Here is a 21,106-nt window from a genome sequence, read left to right on the forward strand (position 1 = left end):
AGACTTCTCGCAGAGAATGCCCACACGGTGCCGTCCGAAACCAGGCCCTGCGGTGCGTCCTGGCGGTGCCGGGAACCGATCGGGCGGACTGTTCGTCTAACTGGTCAGGGCCGCGAGTCGGTCGCGATCGACAGGAGCCCGGGGGAGCATGGCGGAACAAAGGATGGCACGTCGGCGGCTGCGTTACCGCTGGCTCGTGCTCGGCTTGGTGGTATCGGTGCTGGTCGCTGGGGGTGTGGTGGGCGTGCGCCTGTGGCTGGAACACGGCAAAGGCGAGGCCATCGCCGGTGTCGGTGTGCGGACGTTCCCGGCGATCGACAAATCCACGCTCGACCCAACGCAATCCAAGGTGGTCGCGGTGCTCGAGCGAGAGTTCGGCGCTCCCGGCGATGGGCCGAAGTACGCGGAGGGAAACAACGAGCCCTGGTGCGCAGACTTCGTCAGCTGGGTGATGCGCGAATCGGGTGTGCCGCTGGCCAACCCGAACTCGGGATCGTGGCGGATCCCCGGGGTGTACACACTGCAGGAGTATTACCAGAGCACCGGACGATTCACACCGATCGGCGCCGGATACCAGCCGCTCACCGGTGACGTGCTGCTCTACGGCCCGGCCAGCCCGTTCTCCCAGCACACCAACATCGTGCTGACGGCGAGCGACGGAGTCGTCACCACGATGGGTGGAAACGAGTTCGGCGACATCCGCATACACCGTTTCGACCTGGCCGAAGTGCCCGATATCGTCGGATTCGGCATGCTGTGACCGTCCCGGCGCGTGTGCGCGGTCGGCGGTTTTGGGGGTACCACCTAAAATAGATCCGGCGGCGCCCGGCAGCGCCGCCCGGCCCCTGTCCTGCTACCCCCTCATCAGCAGGACAGGGACCACCTAATGACATTGTCGGACGCAGTCCGCCGACAGCCGCGCCGGGCCGAGCGGAGGCGAGGTAGCCGCCTAATGGCACTGTCGGCCGGAGTTCGATAGCCGCGCCGGGCCGGTCGGCGCCGAGCGCGCGTGCGGGGTTAGCGGTTGCTGCCGTAGCGGCCGCGTTGTCCCCTGAGGGGCGACGTGAGGCGCCCGCTGGAGCGCTGGGGTGAGCGGAAGCGAGGCAGCCGCAGGAGTGCCGGGGTAAACGGGGCCAGGCAGCCGCTGGATGAGCGGCCCCAGCGGTCGGGGGCCAGGGGTAGCGCGTCGCGTACCGTGTCGGGTGTCCGTTGACAAGGTGAGGGTTTCGGAACATCTGATGCAGCCGACCGACCACACGAGCGCCGATCCCGTCTGGATCGAGTACGCCGATTTCGGGGAACGTTTCCTCACCCACGCGGTGACGGAGGCCAGGATCGTGGCCGCGGTGTCCGGTATGGCGGGACGTGGGATGACGATCGGGCCGTTCTCGGTCGGCCCCGCCGGTCTGGCCGGATTCGTCGCCGAAGGCAAGGTCGGCCAGCCGGTGGTGCTGCGCAGTGGCCCGAACGTGACTTTCGAAGTCACGGTGCCGGTGTCGCTATCGGTGCAGGTACTGCTCGGCGGCAGGAAGCTACGGCTGGAGGCGGTCGTCGAGATCGATCTCACACTGCACGCGCACACCGCGGATCCGTTGCTCATCGTCATCGACGTCCCGCCGATAACCTCGCGCGATGTCAGCTTCGTGCTGCGGGCTCGGGCTATCGAGACGGCCTGGGAATGGCTGCTCGACCCGATCGCCGGAGTGGTGCAGCGTGAGGTCGCCAATCGGGTGAATGCGATGCTGGCCGATCCGCAGGGGCGGCGCGGCCGGGTCTTCGACATCGAGGCGATGGTCGACGGAATGCGCTCCGCGCATGCGATGCAGACGACGTTCGACTGGATCGACTACGGCGAATTCGGCCACCGGTTCTTCGCCCGCATCGTGACCAGGGAGCGCGTCTTCGATGTGGTGGAGCGGCTGGCGGGCCGCCCGATCGAGATCGGACCGCTGCGGACCGGTCCGCGCAACTCGGCCACCGTCACGGTGCGTGGGTCGGTGCGGGTGCCGCAGCTGGCGGATCGGTCGGACGACGCGGTCTCCTTCGATCTGGTGGTGCCGGTGAGCCTCGACATCACCGTCGAGGTGCTGAAGGCGAATCACTATCGCGCCGACGTCGAGATTCCGCTGGTGCTGACCGCGCGGGCGGCCGATCCGCTGTTGGTAGTCATCGACGTCCCGCCGCCGGACTCGTCGGACATCCGGCTGGAGTTCAAGGCCAGCGGCATGCGGGCAGCCACCCTCGGTGCGCTCGCGGGGATCAGGAAGCAGGTTGTCGCCCAGGTGGCCGACGTCGTGCGCAAGGAACTGGCCGATAGTTCGGGCCGGACGATCGATGTCGCCGCACGCATCGACGGCGTGGCCTGAACCGATCCCCGGCACCAGGAACGGAGCCTGCAGGCAACTCCTGTGGCGAGTGTGGTTTGTGTTTCCGATGGGTCTAGCGGTTCCCATGTGAATATGGTGAAATGAGTGCACGTTCGAGGCTCCCGGCGCGTGAGTGACTTCTGGGGAAGGTGCGCCGGGCACGCTGCTATTCCATATCGGGGTTGCGCGAAGGAGTCCTGCGATGCGTTCCTTTTCTGTGTCCCGCCGCGAGCTGTTCGTCTATGCCGCTGCCACCGCCGCTCTCGGAGCGACCGTCGGCGCGCCGAATGCCGTGGCAAGTGCAGTCATCGGCACCATGGTCGACTATGCGGGTGGGGTTCCGTCGGCCACGGCGATCCGGGATGCCGGCCATATCGGTGTGATCAGGTACGTGTCGGATCGCCGTCCCGGCGCCGAATGGATGGAGGGCAAGCCGCTGCTGGCGGGTGAAGTCGATCAGCTGCACGCCGTGGGCTTGACCATCGTCTCGAACTACCAATACGGCAAAGCCCAGACCGCAGATTGGCGCGGCGGGCTGGAGGCGGGTAAGAAGCACGCGGCGCGTGGGCTGGAACTGCACCTCGCCGCCGGCGGACCGGAGAACCGGCCGATCTACGCCTCGATCGACGACAACCCGACGCCCGTCGACTTCGCCACCATGATCGCGCCGTATCTGCTCGGCTGGCAGTCGGTGGTCGGCAAGCAGAACACCGGCGTCTACGCGAACGCGCCGACCATCGAACTGGCGCGCGCCGCGGGCCTCGGTGCCTGGTACTGGCAGCACAATTGGGGCACCCCGAAGGGTTTCGTGCACCCGGCGGCGCATCTGCATCAGATCGAGATCGACAAGCGGTCCATCGATGGTGTCGGGGTCGACGTCAACAATGTGCTGCGGCCGGAGTACGGGCAGTGGTGAACTGACCGCTGCCCGCTTGCGCCGGCACCGCCGACGGCGGCTCGCTCAGGTCTGGCAGTGGCAGGTGGGCGCCAGGCGCAGCTCGGGCTCGTCATCGGGGACGACGCGCAGCGTGGGCCGACTCTCGGGCGCCTGGTGATCGCCGAGCCAGGAGAACAGCGACCAGCGCGACAGGCCGGAGAAGGCCGAGCCGACGCTGGCGAACGAGCCCGATGAAATCACCGACCCGAACGATCCGACCGAGCCGATCGACAGCACCGAGCCGACGCTGCCGATCGAGAGGATCGAGTACGCGGAGCCGATGGACAGGATCGAGCCCTCGGAGCGGAAAGACAGTATCGATCGCCGCGAGCGCCTGCTTCGAATCGAGCGCCCGTGCTGCTTGGAATTCGTGCTCTCTATCGAATTATTGCGCCGTAGCGACACTTCGACGGTAGCCATGGCTTCGGTCTACCACAGTGCAGTGCGGTTGTGCACTATCGCAGGCGATTCGCCCGGATGTGTCGACCTGCGGGAACCTGGCCGTGGATACAACGAAGCCCGGCGGTCCGGATGGACGCGCCGGGCTTCGGAGCATCATGCGACGGTGAAGAAACCCAGCGTCGGCAGGAACGAGCAGGTGCGCGGAGCGGCGTCCGGTGCCTGGGTGGTCAGCGAGCCGGAGACCACCGCGACGACGCGGCCGAAGCCGGTGTCGGCGATCGCGGACAGGGTCGCCGGACCATCAGGGTTGATCTTTGCCTCGTCGGTCAGCGGCAGGATGCCCGACTTGCGGGTGTCCAGATTCATCCACTGGACGGTCATCGGCGGGTTCTGCACCGGCGTCGGCGACTTGGTGCCGAGCGCGGTGAACACGAACCCGGCCTGACCGGCCTGCGGTCCCGGCGGCGGCAGCTGGGCCGGGCCGGGCACAGCCAGCGCGGTGCCGATGGAATCAGCGGTCGGGCCGATGCAGCCCTTGCCGATGGTCGGGTACAGGAACTGGGCGATGACCGGTCCGCCGTCCTTCGGAATCTCCGGTCCGCCACCGCCACTGCCGTCCAGGAAGGTGATGATCTTTTCCAAGGTGGACTTGATCTGCGGTGGCAGGTTGAGGGTGGCGAGCAGCTTGCGGGCCGCATCGAGCAGCATGCCCTGCAGGCCGCCTGCGATCGGCTTGGCGTCGGCCGGGCCCGCGATTGCGCCGACGATGGCCGGGGCCAGCGCGGCGAGCGCATCGATCGGGACGCCCTCGGGCACCATCGGGACATTGTTCGGAACCGCCGCGGGCACGGGTGCCGGGGCCGCGACAGCTGCCATCGGCGCAGCAAGCGAAGCGCTCGCCGTGATGGCGAGTGCGGACAATACGATCCGCGATCCTCGGGTGCGAAGCACTGGTCTAGCCGTCCTTACCTCGGGTACATCTGGAGTTCGATGCTGAAAAGCCATCGTTTCGGGGGCCACTCTAGGGACACGGTTGCATGTTGTACAGCCGCAATATCCCGACAGGTGCGTTGGACGAACAGTGTTATCAGACGTTAGCGCCAAATGGTGTTACAGAAGTGAATGGTGATGCAAATGTTATCAGTGATTCGAGGGCATCACCGCCCCACTCCGGGCTGCGGCTAATCTAATCGGAGTCTTCAGATCTTGTCGCCGAACGCCCGAACGTCCGCGGGTCGCAGGCCGACGACCTGCCGCCCCGACTCGAAAGCCTGCGAATTGAACCGACGCCTACAGCTGGCTGTGTCAGCGCTGGGTCTGTCCGTGCTGGCCAGGCTGTTATGGATGTTGCTGTCGACGAACGGCATGAATCTCGTCGACCTGCACGTTTATGTCGACGGGTCGGCCTCGTTACTCACTCATGGGCTCTACGACTTCACCTACGCCGAGAAAACGCCGGACTTCCCGCTGCCCTTCACCTATCCGCCGTTCGCGGCCCTGGTGTTCTTCCCGCTGCACTACCTGCCGTTCACCGTTGTCGCGGTGCTGTGGCTGCTCGCTACGGTCGCGGCGCTCTACGGCGTGGTGTGGATAAGCCTCGAGTTGATTCTCGGCGAGCAGCGGGTCCGCGAACCGGGCTGGCAGACTGCGGCCGTCGCCTGGACCGCGGTCGGCGTGTGGCTGGAACCGGTGCGAACCACCATCGATTACGGACAGGTCAACGTCTTCCTGGTGCTCGGCGCCATGATCGCGGTGCGCAGCGCGCGGTGGTGGCTGTCGGGTCTGCTCGTCGGCGTCATCGCGGGCATCAAGCTGACCCCGGCGATCACCGGGTTGTACTTCGTCGCCCGCCGTCGCTGGGTCACCGTGATCTGCTCGGCGGTGGCCTTCGGCGCGACGGTCGGGGTCAGCTTCCTGATTGCACACACCGAGGCGAAGCGCTACTTCGGCACGTTGCTCGGCGACGCGAGCCGGATCGGGCCGGTCGGCTCGGTATGGAACCAGTCGCTACGTGGCACCCTGAGCCGCATCCTCGGCTACGACGTCGAATCCGGGCCGTGGTGGATGGCGGCCGTGCTGGTCGTCGCCGTGCTCGCGTTCCTCGCTTGGCGCACACTGGGTTCCGACGACCGGATGGGCACCCTGATCATGGTGCAGCTGTTCGGGCTGATGGTCTCGCCCATCTCCTGGTCACACCATTTCGTCTGGCTGCTGCCGACGGTGCTGTGGCTGGTCTACGGTCCGCTGAGTGCGGTCGCGGGCGCCCGGCTCATCGCGGGCTACTGGCTGGTGACGATGTTGATCGGCGTGCCGTGGGTGCTGTCGTTTGCCCAGAAGTCGATTTGGACCATTTCACGGCCGGGCGTGTTGTCCTGGCTCGGCGCGGTCGACGCGCTCGGCGTGCTCGTGCTGTTCGGCTGGATGATCTGGCACGGCCGCGCGGTGCTGCGTTCGGATGTCGGGTCCGTGCGGCAGCGGCTGCGGACGTTCCCGAAGGCGTTGTCGGCGGACCGAAACGCCATCGGTGAGCGGGCGCTGCGTCGCACAGCCGCCGACTAGCAGCCGATATTCAGCCTGCGGCCAAACGATCGATCTGATGGGCCAGCAGCATGTCGCGGCCGGTGAGTCCGCCCGCGGAGTGGGTCGACAGTGCGAAAGTGACCCGGCGCCAGCGAATATCGATATCCGGGTGGTGGTCGGCGGCCTCTGCGGCGTCGGCAACCCGCCGCACCAGCTCGATACCGTCGAGGAAGGTCGGCGCCTGGATCGTGCGGGTGATGGTGTCGCCGGAGCGTTGCCACTCGGGCAGGTCGGACAGCGCGTCGTCGATATCGGCGTCGGACAGGAGTTCGGTAGCCATGGTCCAAGTATCCGCGCGGATCAGGCGGCGCGGGCTTTCTTGAGGCCCTTCTTCAGCTCTTTACCGCAGCAACCAGCGGCTTCGAGGCGTTTCATCCGCATAATGACCACAGGGCATTTCAAGCAGCGCGTCTTCTTGCGACAGCACTTCTTCTTGGGTTTCAGACTCGAAACCTTCCTTGCCTTGACCTTGCCCATAGTTGGTTAGCATACCCTTAGTGGGGCGCGTGGTCTGCGGCGCGCCTGGATACCGGTAGTCTGTTACTGGCCGCAATGCCCGGTGAGTATCGATTCTCCACCTGTTTGCAGGGGTCGGCCCGCACCAACACCAACAGCAGGAGGATTAGGCGTGTCGTCTGCACGCGATTTTCGCAACGTCGCCATCGTGGCCCACGTCGACCACGGTAAGACGACGCTGGTCGACGCCATGCTGCGCCAGTCAGGAGCCTTTGCCGAGCGAGCCGAGCTCGTCGACAGGGTGATGGACTCCGGCGACCTGGAGCGCGAGAAGGGCATCACCATTCTCGCCAAGAACACCGCTGTCCACCGGCACCACCCGGATGGCTCGGTGACCGTGATCAACGTCATCGACACGCCCGGCCACGCCGACTTCGGTGGTGAGGTCGAACGCGGCCTGTCCATGGTCGACGGCGTCGTGCTGCTGGTCGACGCGTCCGAAGGGCCACTGCCGCAGACCCGGTTCGTGCTGCGTAAGGCACTCGCCGCGTCGCTTCCGGTGATTCTGGTCGTCAACAAGACCGACCGCCCCGACGCTCGCATCGAGGAGGTTGTCGAGGAGAGCCACGATCTGTTGCTCGATCTGGCCTCCGATCTCGACGACGCCGCCGCCGAGGCCGCCGAACTCGCGCTGGACCTGCCGGTTCTGTACGCGTCGGGCCGTGAGGGCAAGGCGTCCAAGGAGCGTCCGGAGAACGGGAACGCGCCCGACGCCGAGAACCTCGACGCGCTCTTCGACGTGCTGATGGAGAACATCCCGGCGCCGAAGGGTGACCCGACGGCGCCGCTGCAGGCGCACGTCACCAACCTCGACGCCTCGGCCTTCCTCGGCCGCCTCGCGCTGGTCCGCATCTACAGCGGTGAACTGCGCAAGGGGCAGAACGTTGCGTGGATGCACGCCGACGGTGTCAAGACCGTCAAGATCACCGAACTGTTGCAGACGATCGGTGTCGAGCGTCAGCCCGGCGAGGTCGCCGTGGCCGGTGACATCGTCGCCATCGCGGGCATCCCGGAGATCATGATCGGCGACACGCTCGCCGATCCGGACAATCCGGTCGCGCTGCCGCGCATCACCGTCGACGAGCCTGCGATCTCGGTCACAATCGGCACCAACACCTCGCCGCTCGTCGGTCGGGTGCAGGGCCACAAGCTGACTGCACGCATGGTGAAGTCGCGCCTGGACCAGGAACTGGTCGGCAATGTCTCGCTGCGTGTCCTCGACATCGGCCGTCCGGACGCCTGGGAGGTGCAGGGTCGTGGTGAGCTGGCGCTGGCTATCTTGGTCGAGCAGATGCGCCGCGAGGGTTTCGAGCTGACCGTCGGCAAGCCACAGGTGGTCACCAAGCAGGTCGACGGCAAGATTCACGAGCCGTTCGAAGAGCTGACCGTCGACTGCCCGGACGAGTATCTCGGCGCAATCACCCAGCTGCTGGCTGCCCGCAAGGGCAAGATGGTCCAGATGACCAACCACAGCGCGGGGTGGGTGCGGATGGAGTTCATCGTCCCGTCGCGTGGTCTGATCGGCTTCCGCACCGACTTCCTCACCGAAACCCGCGGCACCGGCATCGCTAACGCCGTCTCCCACGGCTACGCGCCGTGGGCCGGTGAAATCCGGGCCCGGCACACCGGTGCGCTGGTCTCCGACCGCGCAGGCTCGGTGACTCCGTTCGCCATGATCCAGCTCGCCGACCGCGGCCAGTTCTTCGTCGAACCGGGCGCGGACACTTACGAGGGCATGGTTGTGGGCATCAACCCACGCGCCGAGGATCTCGACATCAACGTCACCCGCGAGAAGAAGCTGACCAACATGCGCAGCTCCACCGCGGATGTGTTCGAAACCCTCGCCAAGCCGCTGCAGCTCGATCTCGAGGCCGCGATGGAGTTCTGCGCGGACGACGAGTGCGTCGAGGTCACACCGGAAGTGGTCCGGGTCCGCAAGGTTATCCTCGGCGCCACCGAACGCGGACGCGAACTGTCGCGACGCAAGGCTCGGGACCGGGCCGCGTTGTAATTGCCGGACCGCCTGGCCGGGCCTGAGGATGATCCGGCTGTCGCGTACTCATGGCGATGTACCGAAACGAAACTGGGGAGCGAATCATGAGAATGATTCGCTCCCCAGTTCTATTCGGTGATCGCGACGCTCGTCGCGCCGTGGATTTCGAACAGTCGACCGGTAGCTAACAGTCGAGCATCAGCGAAACGCAGCGCCTGGTGATTATCACCGCTAGCCGGAGACCAGGCTTCCGTCATTCCGTTGTACGACTTGATTACTGCCCGTCCCGGCCGGTACTGAACCTTGCGAAAGGCACGGGATCTGGCCGCCTTGTCGTCAAGGTAGAGTGCGGATCGTGAGCTTGGCGGCAAGACGACGTGCAAGGGTGCGCGCAGCGCTGGTTATCGCGGCCATCTCCATCACGGTGGGCGCTGGTTGCACCGCGAATCCGCCACCTCCGATCGAAAGCACCGACAGTCCCAAGACGACGCCGGCGAAACCTGGCAAGAACACTGTCGTGGTGGCGATCGACGACATCGGGATCGGGTTCAACCCGCACCTGCGGTCCGATCAGTCACCTGCCACAGCGGCGGTGAGTTCGATGGTGCTGCCGAGTCCGTTTCGTCCGGTGCCGAATCCTGCTGTGCCCGGCGCCACCGAGTGGGTGCCGGACACGGCGCTGGTGGTGTCGGCCGATGTCACCACGCAGGAGCCCTTCACCATCACCTATCAGCTGCGCAATCAAGCGAACTGGTCGGATGGTGCGCCGATCGCCGCAGAGGACTTCCGGTTCCTCTGGCAGCAGATGATCACCCAGCCCGGCGTCGTCGATCCCGCGGGCTATCGGCTCATCTCGGATGTGAGTTCCTCTGGTGGCGGCAAAACCGTCACCGTGACGTTGACCGCGCCGTATCCGGCCTGGCGTGAGCTGTTCTCGAACCTGCTGCCCTCGCATCTGGTCAAGGATGTGCCCGGTGGCTTCGCCAACGGACTTGTCGAGCGAATCCCGGTGTCGGGCGGCAACTTCGACATCAAATCGGTCGACCGGGGTCGCGACGAGATCCTCCTCGAACGCAATGACAGGTACTGGGGCACGCCCGCTGCTCCTGATCAGATCCTGTTGCGCCGCGGCGGAACTCCCGCACAGCTCGCCGATTCGCTGCGCACCGGCGACGCCCAGATGACGCTGGTGCACGGCGGTGTCGCGACCCAGGCGCAGCTGGCGGCGATCGCTTCAGTGCGCACCGCGATCATGCCCCAATCGCGCGAGCTGCAGTTCGTATTGAACGGGCGCAGTGGCGATCTCGGTGATCCCCGGGTCCGTCGCGGAGTGCTCGCGCTGCTCGATCCGGCTCTGCTCGCCACTGTGGGCGCACAGACCGGCGGCTGGGTTGAGCCGGTGCGCGCGCAGATCCTTACCCTGTCGGACCCTGGCTACACACCCACCGCGCCACCGCGGCCCACCGCGGACGAAGCCTTCGCGCTGCTCGGCGAGGTCGGCTACGGTCGGGCGCCGGAACCGCCGCCGGTCATATCGCCGACCTCACCGGCGCCGCGTCCGCGTCCGCTCGCGAAAAACGGTAAGGCGCTGGCAATTCGAATCGGCGCGGCCACCGGTGACGCCACCGCCATCGCGGTGGCAAATACGGCAGCAGATCAATTACGCAGTGCCGGAATAGATGCCAGCGTGCGCAGCGTCGCCCCGGACACCCTCTATGGCAAGGATCTGACGGAAGGTGCGGTCGACGCGATCGTCGGCTGGGAGGTTGCGGGCTCGGACCCGGCCACCGTGCTCGCCTCGCGCTACGGCTGCCCGCCCGTGGAAAATCCCGCAAGCAACGGGAATTCGCAGGCCACCGCCGAAGCGGCCAAGAAGGCGCCGAGCAATGTGTCGGGTGTCTGCGACCCCACGCTGCAGCCCGCGATCGACGAGGCGCTGCGTGGCATCGAAGTGGGCCGAGTGCTCGCCGACGCCGAGCCCAAGTTGTGGGGTCTGGCCACGGTGCTGCCGATCGTGCAGGACAACGTGGTTGCCGCCTCGGGTCCTCGGGTCGACGGTGCTTCCCTCAGTGGCGCCATCCAGGTCGGCATCTTCGGTGACGCAGCGATGTGGCGCAGGATCCCGTGACCGGTGGGTTGCTGCTTGTCCACGCCCACCCGGACGACGAATCCATCACGACCGGGGGCACGATCGCGCACTACCGCCGGCAGGGGGTGCCGGTCACGGTGGTGACCTGCACCCTCGGTGAAGAGGGCGAAGTGATCGGCGACCAGTGGGCGCAGCTGACTGCCGACCGCGCCGACCAGCTCGGTGGCTACCGGGTGCTGGAACTCACCGGGGCGCTCGCCGCGCTGGGTGCGGGACCGCCGCGTTTCCTGGGCGGCGCAGGCCGCTGGCGTGACTCCGGCATGGCGGGCACTGCGGCGGCGGAGAATCCACGCGCCTTCATCCACTCCGGCGTCGAAGCGGTGGACGCGCTGACCGAGGTGCTGCTCGAGCTGCGGCCGCGGGTGGTGATCGGCTACGACCCCCGAGGCGGCTATGGCCACCCCGACCACATTCGGGCCCACCAGATCACCACAGCAGCGGTGCATGCGGCTGCTGACCGAGGTTGGGACACTCCGAAGTTCTATTGGACCGTCACCGATGACGAGATGCTGCGCCTGCATACCGAAGTCCTCGCGCGACGCACGGTCGAGGGGTTGCCTGGCGCGTTGCCGCCCGGCTGGCTGCTTCCCTCGGTTGGGGAGCTCGCCAGCGTGCCGAGCCACACGGTGACCACGACGATCGACGTGTCCGATTCGCTCGCGGCCAAGCGTGCCGCGCTGCGGGCACATGCAACGCAAGTGATGGTGGCGCCGACGGGTCGGGAATTCGCGCTGTCCAATAATGTCGCGCAGCCGGTGCTGCCGGAGGAGCACTACGTGCTCGTGCGCGGGCAACGCGGCGTCGTCGGCCCCGACGGGCGCGAACACGACCTGTTCACCGGTATTGCCTGAGGGTTGCTGTAACGCGAGATTGATGCGCCGGGTACCGTCTTCGTGATTTCGGACATTGACGTGGAGGCTCAGCAGTTCATGACAGCGGTCGGTGACAAGGCTCACCTCAACATCGAAGACGACGGTTACCACAAGAGTCTCAAGCCACGTCAGCTCCAGATGATCGCCATCGGCGGCGCCATCGGCACCGGCCTGTTTCTGGGTGCGGGCGGGCGGCTCGAGAGCGCGGGACCTGGTCTTTTTCTGGTGTACGCGGTGTGCGGGGTCTTCGTATTCTTCATTCTGCGCGCGCTCGGTGAGCTGGTGCTGCACCGGCCCTCGTCGGGCTCTTTCGTTTCCTACGCGCGCGAGTTCTTCGGTGAGAAGGCCGCATTCGTCGCGGGCTGGATGTACTTTCTGAACTGGTCCATGACCGGGATCGCCGACACCACGGCGATTGCTCAGTATTTTCACTATTGGGCAGGATTTTCGCATATCCCGCAGTGGCTGCTCGCGCTCATCGCGCTGGTGCTCGTGCTCGGCGTCAATTTGATGTCGGTGAAGTGGTTCGGCGAGATGGAATTCTGGGCCGCGCTGGTGAAGGTATTCGCGCTGAGCGCCTTCCTGATCGTCGGCACGATCTTCCTGCTCGGCCGGTTCACCGTGCAGGGCAACCCGACCGGGACGAGCGTGATCACCGAAAGCGGTGGCCTGTTCCCGACCGGGATCCTGCCGCTGGTCGTGGTCACCTCCGGCGTCGTATTCGCTTACGCCGCCGTCGAGCTGGTCGGCACCGCGGCGGGGGAGACCGAGAACCCGGCCGAGATCATGCCCCGCGCCATCAACTCGGTGATCCTGCGCATCGCCATCTTCTACGTCGGTTCGCTGGTGCTGCTCGGGCTGCTGCTGCCCTACACCAGCTACACCGCCAAGGAGAGCCCGTTCGTCACCTTCTTCACCTTGCTCGGCGTGCCGGGCATCGGCAGCGTGATGAACCTTGTCGTGCTCACCGCGGCCTTCTCCAGCCTGAACGCGGGCCTGTATTCGACAGGGCGCATTCTGCGGTCGATGTCGATGAACGGCAGTGCCCCGAAATTCACCGGCGTGATGGGCCGCAACGGCGTTCCCTATGGCGGCATCCTGCTCACCAGCCTGATTGCGCTGTGCGGCATCGCGTTGAACGGGATCGTGCCCGACAGTGCCTTCGAGATCGTGCTGAACCTGGCCTCGCTCGGCATCATCGCCTCCTGGGCCACCATCGTGCTCGCCCAGCTGCAACTGTGGCGCTGGTCCAAGCAGGGCAAGCTGCAGCGGCCGTCGTTCCAGATGTTCGGCGCGCCCTATACCGGCCTGGCCACGCTGGCCTTCCTGTTCTTCGTGGTGGTCCTCACCGGCTGCGACTATCCGGTGGGCACGTGGACCGTCGCCTCGCTGGTGCTGATCATTCCGGCGCTGATCATCGGCTGGTTCGCGGCCCGCAAGCGAGTGCTCGCGATCGCCGAGGAACGCAGGGGCTACACCGGTGAATATCCGGTCGTGGCCAACATTCCGATCGACGGTGACTGAACCGACGCGGCCGGAATAGACTCGATATCTATGTACAACTGGGACCTGCAGAACGCGATCGCGGGCTTCGTGGACAGCCTGCGTCCCGGCGCGCAGCAACAGCACGACATCTATATGTCGGTGCTGTACGCGTTCGTCGATATGCAGAGCCATCTGTTGACCCTCCTCGGCTTCCCTCCCGTCGCGTGAGGGCAGCCGTCGACCACAACAGTGCCGACGATCGTGCCGCGGCACAGTCGGGCCATGGCAAGCCGCAGTGGGGCCTGGAGTCCCTGGCGCCGGTGATCATCACACTGCTGGTGCTCGATGCGTTGATCACCCTCGCACTCGAGGTGCTCTACCTGCCGACCTACCTCGACTCGGTGGCGTTCCCGCTCTCCGCCGTGCTGGCCGGTGTGATCAACGTGCTGCTCGTCATGGGCGTTCGCACGGTGACCACCCGCGTCGGGTTCGCGATCCTGCCCATTGCCGCATGGACTTTCGGCTTCCTGCTGTGCTCGGTGACCGGGCCCGGCGGCGACATCATGCTCGGAAGCGATTGGCGCACAGCACTTCTCTTGTTCTGCGGGTTGGTGCCGCCGCTCGGGTATCTGTACTTCCGGCTCAATGCGGGGCTGTTCGGTAGTCGCTGAGTATCGCTGCCGCCGTTGGCGATACGAGTCATGCTTCGGCCGACCTCGGACGCCGGCCGAGGGCGTGTTGTCGGACCCGTCAATCCAGTCGCACCGCGAGGGTGGCTATGACGGCGTCGGTGCGGGCGCGCAGAGCGGCGGCGAGGACAGGGCCGCGCGGATTGTGCAGTGGTCGCTGCCACCAGCGGTGGGCCTCCACCTGGGCCAGTAGGACCATGACCTGGCGGCCGTAGCGGGTTTGGTTGCGGACGTACCCGACGAGTGTGGTGACCAGGCTGCGGTGTGGGCACGGCAGCACAGTGAGGGGGACGCCGGGATCCCACTCTTTCCATTGGCGGCTGAGGCGACGGATGGAGGCCGAGTCTATTTCCGCTGCGACGGCGACGATTTCGCCATTCATTGCTTGGGCGGTGCGCAGCGCGCGTGCGGCGACCTCGCTGACCGCGACCACCGGGACCACGATCAGCATGGGCTCCCGGTCGGGGGATTGCGGTGGGAGCGCGGGAATTCGGCCGAGGCTGAGCTGTTCTGCGACACTGCCGTAATAGCTTTCGGTGCGGGCGAACAGAATGATCAACGCGGGCACGATGATCACCAACAGCCACGCGCCCTCGGTGAATTTCTCGGCAAGCAGCACCACGGCGGCCACCGCGGTGAGAATGGCGCCGAAGCCATTGAGCGCGGCGCGCGCAATCCACCCGGTTCCGCGTTGTGTGCGCCAATGCCGGACCAACCCGGTTTGGCTGATGGTGAAGCCGATGAAGACGCCGACCGCATACACCGGCAGCAGCCGGTGGGTTTCGGCATCCACAATGATCAGCACGGTTGCGGCCACCACCGCAAGCGCACTGACACCGTAACGGAACACCGGCCGTTCCGAGCGCAAGGCGAACAGATGCGCGACTCGGTGGTCCTTCGCCAGCAGCGAAAGCAGCACCGGCAGGCCGCCGAAACTGGTGTTCGCGGCGAGGCACAGCGCCAGGGTGACGGCAAGGTTGGTGACGTAGAACGGCCAGCCGGTGCCGAACGCCGCTGCCGACAGCTGTGCGAGCAGGGTGACGTTGTCGCGCGGAACCGTGTGATGCTGGCGGATCAGCACGGCGAGACCGAGCAGCATCCCGCACAGCAGCACGCCCAAGCCGACCTCGGTGTGCTGGGCTCGTTGCACCGCCGGCGTACGGAACGCCGGCACCGCGTTGGCGATTGCCTCCACCCCGGTCAGTGCCGAGCAGCCTGCGGAGAATGCCTTGAGCAACAGCACAATCCCGATGGCGTCGATCGGCACGATCGGTCCGCGGTCGACGCCGATGACGGCTACCGGCTCCGGGCGCGCCAGTCCGACCACGATCACCGCGAAGATCGCGACGATGAACAGCAGCGTCGGCCCCATCAGCACTTTCGCCGATTCGGCCACCCCAACCAGGTTGATCACAGTCAGCACCGCGAGCCCGATCAGCGTGATCAGCAGCAGATGATCCGCCAGCACCGGAAACGCGCTCGCCAGGCTGGCCGCACCGGCGGCGAGGCTCACCGCGACGGTGAGCACATAATCGATGACCAGGCCGGCCGCCGCGAGCAGGCTGGCGCCACGACCGAGATCCTTCTTCGCCACCGCATAGGAACCACCGCCGTCCGGATGCACCGCGATCACCTGACGGTAAGAAAGAACCAGCACCAGCAACAGCACCGCGATCGCCAGCGAAACCGGCAGCGTCCACGAGACCGCCGCCGCGCCCGCCGCAATGAGCACCAGCACGATCGCTTCCGGCCCGTAAGCCACACTGGATAACGCATCCAGCGACAACGCCGCCAGCCCGCCGATCGCGGTCAGCCGATACTTGTCGCCGCGCTGGTGCCGCCGCATCCGGCGATCGACTATCCGAGGCTCCTGCGACTCCGACCGCGCCGTCTCGACCACACACCCATTCAACGCGGCCGGCACTCGGCAACCGCTCAGCGACACCACCGAAACCGCATCAAAGCCACCTAATGGGAGCTACCGGGTCAGTCGGTAGGGCCGACTCGGTGCCGGTAGCCCCGGCAGGTGAGCACTCACGCCACCCCCGGGCGCCGTGCGGCACCGACCGGCTTCAGCGGGCACCGAGGAGACCCGGGGTGACCGAATCGATGAGCGGCCAGGCTCGGTCGAGCGGGATATCGATCACGAGGTAGCGCTTCTTGCCCGCGGCGGAGGCGGCGACAACGCTGGCCACCCCCACACGGCGTTGCCAAAAGGATTGGCGGACGGTCCAGCCGATGACGCCGGGGGCTTCCAGGCAGTCGCGGTCCCGGTCGAGTGAACCCGCGCGGGTGATCAGCCAGGTGGGGTTGCTGTCGGTGGCCGGTAGGACAGCGTGGCCGAGGCCGCGGTACCGGTCCTCGGCCAAGGCAGTCGCGATGATCGCCATGACGGCGGGCAGTAGCCACCACCACGCCGAATACTCCACTCCCGCAAGGGAAACAACGAGCAGGGCGATCACGACGAGCAGGACCGGCAGCAAGGCCCGGGAGTGCCTGCGCCGATGGGCGACCGGTCCGTGCGCGGCCAGCGGTGCGGTGCCGAGCTCGCTCGGTCCGACCTCGGTCCCGGCGGCGCGGGGCGCGAGCAGTTGCGCCAGCGTGTGCTCGACGGCCGCGCGCGGAGCCTGCGGCAGGATCTTCTGACGCGGGTTGTCGCCGACCATGATGGCTTCCAGTTCACCGGCCCCCGCCAGGCGCAGCAGCAGCGGCTCGTTGACGGTGGCGCCGCGGAAGCGGGCGCGGTCCAGGGTGGTCTGGCGGGTGGTGAACAGGCCGTGGCGCAGCTGCAGGGTGCGACCATTATCGAGCACCCGCAGGCCGAAATATGTTGTGAGATAACGGGCGCAGGAGGTGAGGCTGACCACGATGACGATCGCGACCAACAGCAGCACACCGGCGACCGCGAGGAAGACGGTGCTGCCGTCCTCGATGTTGTGCACCGCATTCGAGTTGAACAGCGTCTGGCCGAGCCCGTACTGGAACGCTAGACCCACGACAGGTGCGATGATCGCGAATCCGGTCAGCGACAGCGGTGCATAGCGCACCCAACTCGCGTGCCAGTGTCCGATCTCCCTGGCGCTGCGCGGTGTCGGCAGGTCGTCGGATACGTTCTCCGGCAGGCCCTTTCGGAGGATGTCCGCCGGGTACGCGGAGTGCGCAACCGGCGATCCGGCAACAGCGTTCGACGCGCTCGCGGTGGCGGTATGTGCGAGCAGGGCGGCGCGCAGCCCTGGCACCACCCGTGCGTCCAACGCGTCGAGTTTGAATTTCTCCCGCGATTCTGCGTGCTGACCGGTGCCTATCGCGAGTACCGCCAACCCGAGGGCCCGGTGCAGCAGGTCGGCCTCGATATCGACCGAGCGAATCCGTGAGCGCGGCACCGAGAGCTTCTTGCGTTGAATCAATCCGGTGCGCAACTCGATATGGGTCGGGCCGACCCGGTAGGTGGTGGTGAACCAGCGGGTGAGCGCGAATCCGACGATCAGCGCCAGCGTGATGACGCTCCACCCGTGATTGCCGCTGCTTGTGCCGAGGATCACTGAACCGATCAATACCGGGATGAACTTGACCACCTCGGTGACGGGGTGCACCAGCAGCATTCGCTTGTCGAGCCGCAGCCACGGTTGATCCGGGTGTGGCTCGGGTCCGGCCGCCGCGGGCAGCACCGGCTCGGTCATGTCGCGTCGCCGCGGTGCAGTGCCGCGATTTCGGCCAGCCGTGTGACGGTCTGCTCGGCCACCGGCAGGTCGAGTGCGGAGATCTGTACCGCTCCCGCCGATGAGGCGGTCGTCACGGTCACCGTGGCAAGGCCGAGCAGCCGCTCCAACGGCCCGCGTTCGGTGTCCACCGTCTGCACTCTGGAGATCGGCGCGACCCGGCTCTCCTGGGTCAGCCAACCGACCCGGGTGTAGACGGCTTCGTCGGTGACCTCCCACCGATGCACCGCATACCTCCATAGCGGCACCACGCCGATGCTGACCAGTGCGAGCACCGCTGCCACGGCGAACACCGCAAGCTGTGCCGCGCGGTGTCCCGAGTCGACGAGCACCCAGACGATCAGAGCGACCACCGGAATGATCCAGGCCATCGCGGCCTGGAGGGTCCACAAGAGTTTCGCTTTGGGGCTCGGGCGCCAGGCCGGATCGGCCATGATCGTGCGCGGCTGCGACATGTTTGACATGGTTGCATGAACTCGTCCCGAAGCGCTTCGGCCTGCGGGAATAAACCCGCGGCGCAGCAAAGGAATAGTGCGCTCCATCGTGCAGTTGGCAACGGTCACAAGCACTGGAGGGAGACAGTCCGGGATGATTAGCGCATGATCGAGGGCGTGATCGAGCTAGCGACCCCGAGTGTCCCGCCCGCACCGCCAACACCGTCGGCCATGCGCCGCGCGCTGCGGCGGGCTCGCGACGGCGTGACGCTCAATGTCGACGAAGCCGCTGTGCTGTTGCACGCGCGCGGCGCGGACCTGGTCGATCTGAGTCGGAGTGCGGCCAGGGTTCGCGACGCCGGGCTGGAGTCGGCGGGTCGGCCGAAGACCATCAGCTATTCGCGCAACGTGTTCATTCCGCTGACCCGGTTGTGTCGGGACAAGTGTCACTACTGCACCTTCGTCACCGTGCCCGGCAAGCTGCGCGCCGAGGGCAAGGGCATGTTCTTGGAGCCCGACGAGGTTCTCGACATCGCTCGCCAGGGTGCTGCGCTCGGTTGCAAAGAGGCGTTGTTCACCCTCGGTGATCGTCCGGAAGACCGCTGGCCGGAGGCCGCGCAGTGGCTCGATGAGCGCGGCTACGACTCCACCCTGGACTATCTGCGCGCCGTATCGATCATGGTGCTGGAGGAGACCGGGCTGTTGCCGCATCTGAACCCCGGCGTCATGTCGTGGGAGGAAATCTCCAGGCTCAAGCCGGTCGCGCAGTCGATGGGCATGATGCTGGAGACCACCTCCACCCGGCTGTTCACCGAAAAAGGCCAGTGCCACTACGGAAGTCCGGACAAAGATCCCGCCGTCCGGCTGCGCGCCATCACCGATGCGGGCAGGCTCTCGGTGCCCTACACCACCGGCATCCTGGTCGGCATCGGCGAAACGCTGTCCGAGCGGGCCGAGTCGATTATGGCGATCCGTAAGCAGCACAAGGCTTTCGGGCACATCCAGGAAGTGATCATCCAGAACTTCCGTGCCAAGGACGACACCGCCATGCGCGATGTCCCCGACGCGGGGTTCGAGGAGTTCCGGGCCACCATCGCGGTGACGCGGCTGCTGCTCGGCCCCGACGTTCCGGTGCAGGCGCCGCCCAATCTGGTGTCGCACGAGGAATGCCTTGCGCTGATCGATGCGGGCATCGATGACTGGGGCGGCGTATCGCCGGTCACCCCGGACCACGTGAACCCGGAGCGGCCGTGGCCGAACCTGGACACCCTGCGCGAGATCACCGAGGCCGCCGGCTACCAGCTCGTCGAACGCACCTCGGCGCACCCGAAGTATGTGCGGGCGGGCAACCCGTGGGTCGACCCGCGCATCGGTGCGCACGTTGCCGCGCTCACCGATCCGGCCACCGGCCTGGCGAAGCCGGATGCGATGCCGGTCGGACTGCCATGGCAGGAGCCGGACGAGTCCTGGGAGTCGGCCGGACGGGTGGATCTGAACACCTCGATCGACACCGACGGGCGTATCACCGAGAGCCGAAGCGATTCCGCGCTCGGCCGCGGCACGAGCGACGGGCCCGGAGGCGGCAGTCCGCGCAACCACGAAGGGACCAGTGAAGGCCACCGATCCGACACCGATGTCGTCGGCGCTTTCGGTGATTGGGACACCATTCGGGAGCAGGCGCGCGATCTCGCGGTCACGGCGCCGGAGCGACTCGATTCCGAGGTGCTCACCGCGTTGCGTTCGGCGGAGCACGACCCGGCCGGCCTCACCGACGCCGAGTATCTGGCGCTGGCGACCGCCGAGGGACCCGCGCTCGAGGCGGTGGCGGCACTGGCCGATCAGCTGCGTCGTGATGTCAACGGCGACGAGGTCACCTACGTGGTGAACCGGAACATCAACTTCACCAATATCTGCTACACCGGCTGCCGTTTCTGCGCGTTCGCCCAGCGTAAGGGGGATGCCGATGCGTTCACCCTGAGCATGGACGAGGTTGCCGACCGGGCCTGGGAGGCGCACGTCGACGGCGCCACCGAGATCTGCATGCAGGGCGGCATCGACCCCGAACTGCCGGTCACCGGTTATGCCGATCTGGTGCGGGCGATCAAGCAGCGGGTGCCGTCGATGCATGTGCACGCCTTCAGTCCGATGGAGATCGTCAACGGCGCTTCCCGAGGTGGGCAGAGCATTCGTGACTGGCTGGTCGCGCTGAAGGAGGCCGGGCTCGACACCATTCCCGGCACGGCCGCGGAAATCCTCGACGACGAGGTGCGCTGGGTGCTCACCAAGGGCAAACTGCCGACCTCGGCGTGGATCGAGGTGATTACGACCGCCCACCAGGTGGGCCTGCGCTCCAGCTCCACGATGATGTACGGCCACGTCGACAACCCGAAGCACTGGGTCGGGCACCTGCGGGTGCTGCGCGGAATCCAGGACGAGACAGGTGGTTTCACCGAATTCGTGCTGTTGCCCTTCGTGCACCAGAGCTCACCGCTGTACCTGGCGGGTGCGGCGCGGCCGGGACCGACCATTCGGGACAACCGCGCCGCCCACGCATTGGCGCGGATCATGCTGCACGGCCGGATCGATAACATCCAGACCAGCTGGGTGAAACTCGGCACAGCGGGCACCAGAATGATGCTCAACGGTGGGGCGAACGATTTGGGGGGTACGTTGATGGAGGAGACAATCTCTCGCATGGCCGGCTCCCAGCACGGCTCGGCCAAAACGGTCGCGGAACTCACCGAGATCGCCGAAGGCATCGGCCGCCCGGTCCGCGAGCGCACCACCACCTATGGTGTCCCGCAACACAAGATGTCGGTCCTGCCGCTGTCGGTGGGATAGTTCCGAGGAGCCGCAACGACGCGGACGCAACTTGGGTTCCGTGGTGTGCGGAACCAAGTTAGTTAGGGCAGACTGACCCGGAGTAACCTGGGCTGCCGGGATAGTGTGACGCTGGGCGGACTA

18 protein-coding genes are annotated in these 21,106 nt (G+C 66.5%); 11 read left to right on the forward strand and 7 right to left on the reverse strand.

Features of this window, described 5'->3' with window-relative positions:
• Positions 1-148: 148 nt before the first annotated feature.
• The 3 genes from ACLMAL_RS07410 to ACLMAL_RS07420 all read left to right on the forward strand — a co-directional run bounded on the left by ACLMAL_RS07410 (position 149) and on the right by ACLMAL_RS07420 (position 3,282).
• Positions 149-760: a CHAP domain-containing protein gene (locus ACLMAL_RS07410; RefSeq protein ID WP_411998391.1), complete on the forward strand. Its 612-nt coding sequence runs from the start codon at positions 149-151 to the stop codon at positions 758-760.
• Positions 761-1,217: 457 nt separating this feature from the next.
• Complete coding sequence (locus tag ACLMAL_RS07415) at positions 1,218-2,366, forward strand: hypothetical protein (RefSeq protein ID WP_411998392.1); 1,149 nt, start codon at positions 1,218-1,220, stop codon at positions 2,364-2,366.
• A gap of 202 nt (positions 2,367-2,568) precedes the next feature.
• Positions 2,569-3,282, forward strand: coding sequence for a DUF1906 domain-containing protein (locus ACLMAL_RS07420; protein WP_411998393.1), 714 nt, complete (start codon positions 2,569-2,571; stop codon positions 3,280-3,282).
• A 45-nt stretch (positions 3,283-3,327) separates the two neighbouring features.
• Here the strand turns inward: ACLMAL_RS07420 and ACLMAL_RS07425 are convergent, their stop codons facing one another.
• On the reverse strand, positions 3,328-3,723 hold the full coding sequence (locus ACLMAL_RS07425; RefSeq protein ID WP_406232830.1) for a hypothetical protein: 396 nt from the start codon (positions 3,721-3,723) through the stop codon (positions 3,328-3,330).
• Positions 3,724-3,858: 135 nt separating this feature from the next.
• Positions 3,859-4,656: a hypothetical protein gene (locus ACLMAL_RS07430; RefSeq protein WP_328405747.1), complete on the reverse strand. Its 798-nt coding sequence runs from the start codon at positions 4,654-4,656 to the stop codon at positions 3,859-3,861.
• A gap of 252 nt (positions 4,657-4,908) precedes the next feature.
• On the opposite strand from ACLMAL_RS07430, the gene ACLMAL_RS07435 reads away from it, so the two are divergent.
• The gene (locus ACLMAL_RS07435) at positions 4,909-6,264 is read left to right on the forward strand and encodes a mannosyltransferase (protein WP_411998447.1); all 1,356 of its coding nucleotides are present in this window, start codon (positions 4,909-4,911) and stop codon (positions 6,262-6,264) included.
• Between the two features lie 10 nt (positions 6,265-6,274).
• Here the strand turns inward: ACLMAL_RS07435 and ACLMAL_RS07440 are convergent, their stop codons facing one another.
• Together ACLMAL_RS07440 and ACLMAL_RS07445 are read right to left on the reverse strand one after the other, a co-directional pair.
• A complete protein-coding gene (locus ACLMAL_RS07440) occupies positions 6,275-6,565 on the reverse strand; it encodes a 4a-hydroxytetrahydrobiopterin dehydratase (RefSeq protein ID WP_411998394.1) in 291 nt (96 codons plus the stop codon).
• 20 nt (positions 6,566-6,585) lie between these two features.
• Positions 6,586-6,762 (reverse strand): hypothetical protein, encoded by a 177-nt coding sequence (locus ACLMAL_RS07445; RefSeq protein ID WP_328405741.1) that lies wholly within the window; start codon positions 6,760-6,762, stop codon positions 6,586-6,588.
• A gap of 151 nt (positions 6,763-6,913) precedes the next feature.
• Between ACLMAL_RS07445 and typA the strand changes: the two genes are divergently transcribed.
• From typA to ACLMAL_RS07475, 6 genes are all read left to right on the forward strand, one after another.
• On the forward strand, positions 6,914-8,812 hold the full coding sequence (gene typA / locus ACLMAL_RS07450) for a translational GTPase TypA (protein WP_328405739.1): 1,899 nt from the start codon (positions 6,914-6,916) through the stop codon (positions 8,810-8,812).
• Positions 8,813-9,155: 343 nt separating this feature from the next.
• Positions 9,156-10,922 (forward strand): ABC transporter family substrate-binding protein, encoded by a 1,767-nt coding sequence (locus ACLMAL_RS07455; protein ID WP_411998448.1) that lies wholly within the window; start codon positions 9,156-9,158, stop codon positions 10,920-10,922.
• Positions 10,904-11,794, forward strand: a complete 891-nt coding sequence (gene mshB / locus ACLMAL_RS07460) for an N-acetyl-1-D-myo-inositol-2-amino-2-deoxy-alpha-D-glucopyranoside deacetylase (RefSeq protein ID WP_411998395.1) — start codon at positions 10,904-10,906, stop codon at positions 11,792-11,794. The genes ACLMAL_RS07455 and mshB overlap by 19 nt, the downstream gene beginning before the upstream one ends.
• A 78-nt stretch (positions 11,795-11,872) precedes the next feature.
• On the forward strand, positions 11,873-13,339 hold the full coding sequence (locus ACLMAL_RS07465) for an amino acid permease (RefSeq protein WP_328413382.1): 1,467 nt from the start codon (positions 11,873-11,875) through the stop codon (positions 13,337-13,339).
• A gap of 30 nt (positions 13,340-13,369) precedes the next feature.
• Complete coding sequence (locus tag ACLMAL_RS07470) at positions 13,370-13,528, forward strand: hypothetical protein (protein WP_328405737.1); 159 nt, start codon at positions 13,370-13,372, stop codon at positions 13,526-13,528.
• On the forward strand, positions 13,525-13,971 hold the full coding sequence (locus ACLMAL_RS07475) for a hypothetical protein (protein WP_411998396.1): 447 nt from the start codon (positions 13,525-13,527) through the stop codon (positions 13,969-13,971). Before ACLMAL_RS07470 ends, ACLMAL_RS07475 begins: the two co-directional genes overlap by 4 nt.
• Positions 13,972-14,050: 79 nt before the next feature.
• Here ACLMAL_RS07475 and ACLMAL_RS07480 read toward each other — a convergent pair whose 3' ends face one another.
• The 3 genes from ACLMAL_RS07480 to ACLMAL_RS07490 form a co-directional block, all read right to left on the reverse strand.
• The gene (locus ACLMAL_RS07480) at positions 14,051-15,889 is read right to left on the reverse strand and encodes an APC family permease (protein WP_411998397.1); all 1,839 of its coding nucleotides are present in this window, start codon (positions 15,887-15,889) and stop codon (positions 14,051-14,053) included.
• A 172-nt stretch (positions 15,890-16,061) separates the two neighbouring features.
• Positions 16,062-17,669 carry a PH domain-containing protein gene (locus tag ACLMAL_RS07485; RefSeq protein ID WP_411998398.1) on the reverse strand — a complete coding sequence of 536 codons (1,608 nt, stop codon included), beginning with the start codon at positions 17,667-17,669 and terminating at the stop codon, positions 16,062-16,064.
• Entirely contained in the window at positions 17,666-18,163 is a 498-nt protein-coding gene (locus ACLMAL_RS07490) for a PH domain-containing protein (protein ID WP_411998399.1), read from the reverse strand. Before ACLMAL_RS07490 ends, ACLMAL_RS07485 begins: the two co-directional genes overlap by 4 nt.
• A 144-nt stretch (positions 18,164-18,307) precedes the next feature.
• Between ACLMAL_RS07490 and cofH the strand changes: the two genes are divergently transcribed.
• Positions 18,308-20,983, forward strand: coding sequence for a 5-amino-6-(D-ribitylamino)uracil--L-tyrosine 4-hydroxyphenyl transferase CofH (cofH, locus tag ACLMAL_RS07495; protein ID WP_411998400.1), 2,676 nt, complete (start codon positions 18,308-18,310; stop codon positions 20,981-20,983).
• Positions 20,984-21,106: the final 123 nt, after the last annotated feature.

This window comes from Nocardia sp. CWNU-33, assembly GCF_046764895.1.
Lineage (GTDB): Bacteria > Actinomycetota > Actinomycetes > Mycobacteriales > Mycobacteriaceae > Nocardia.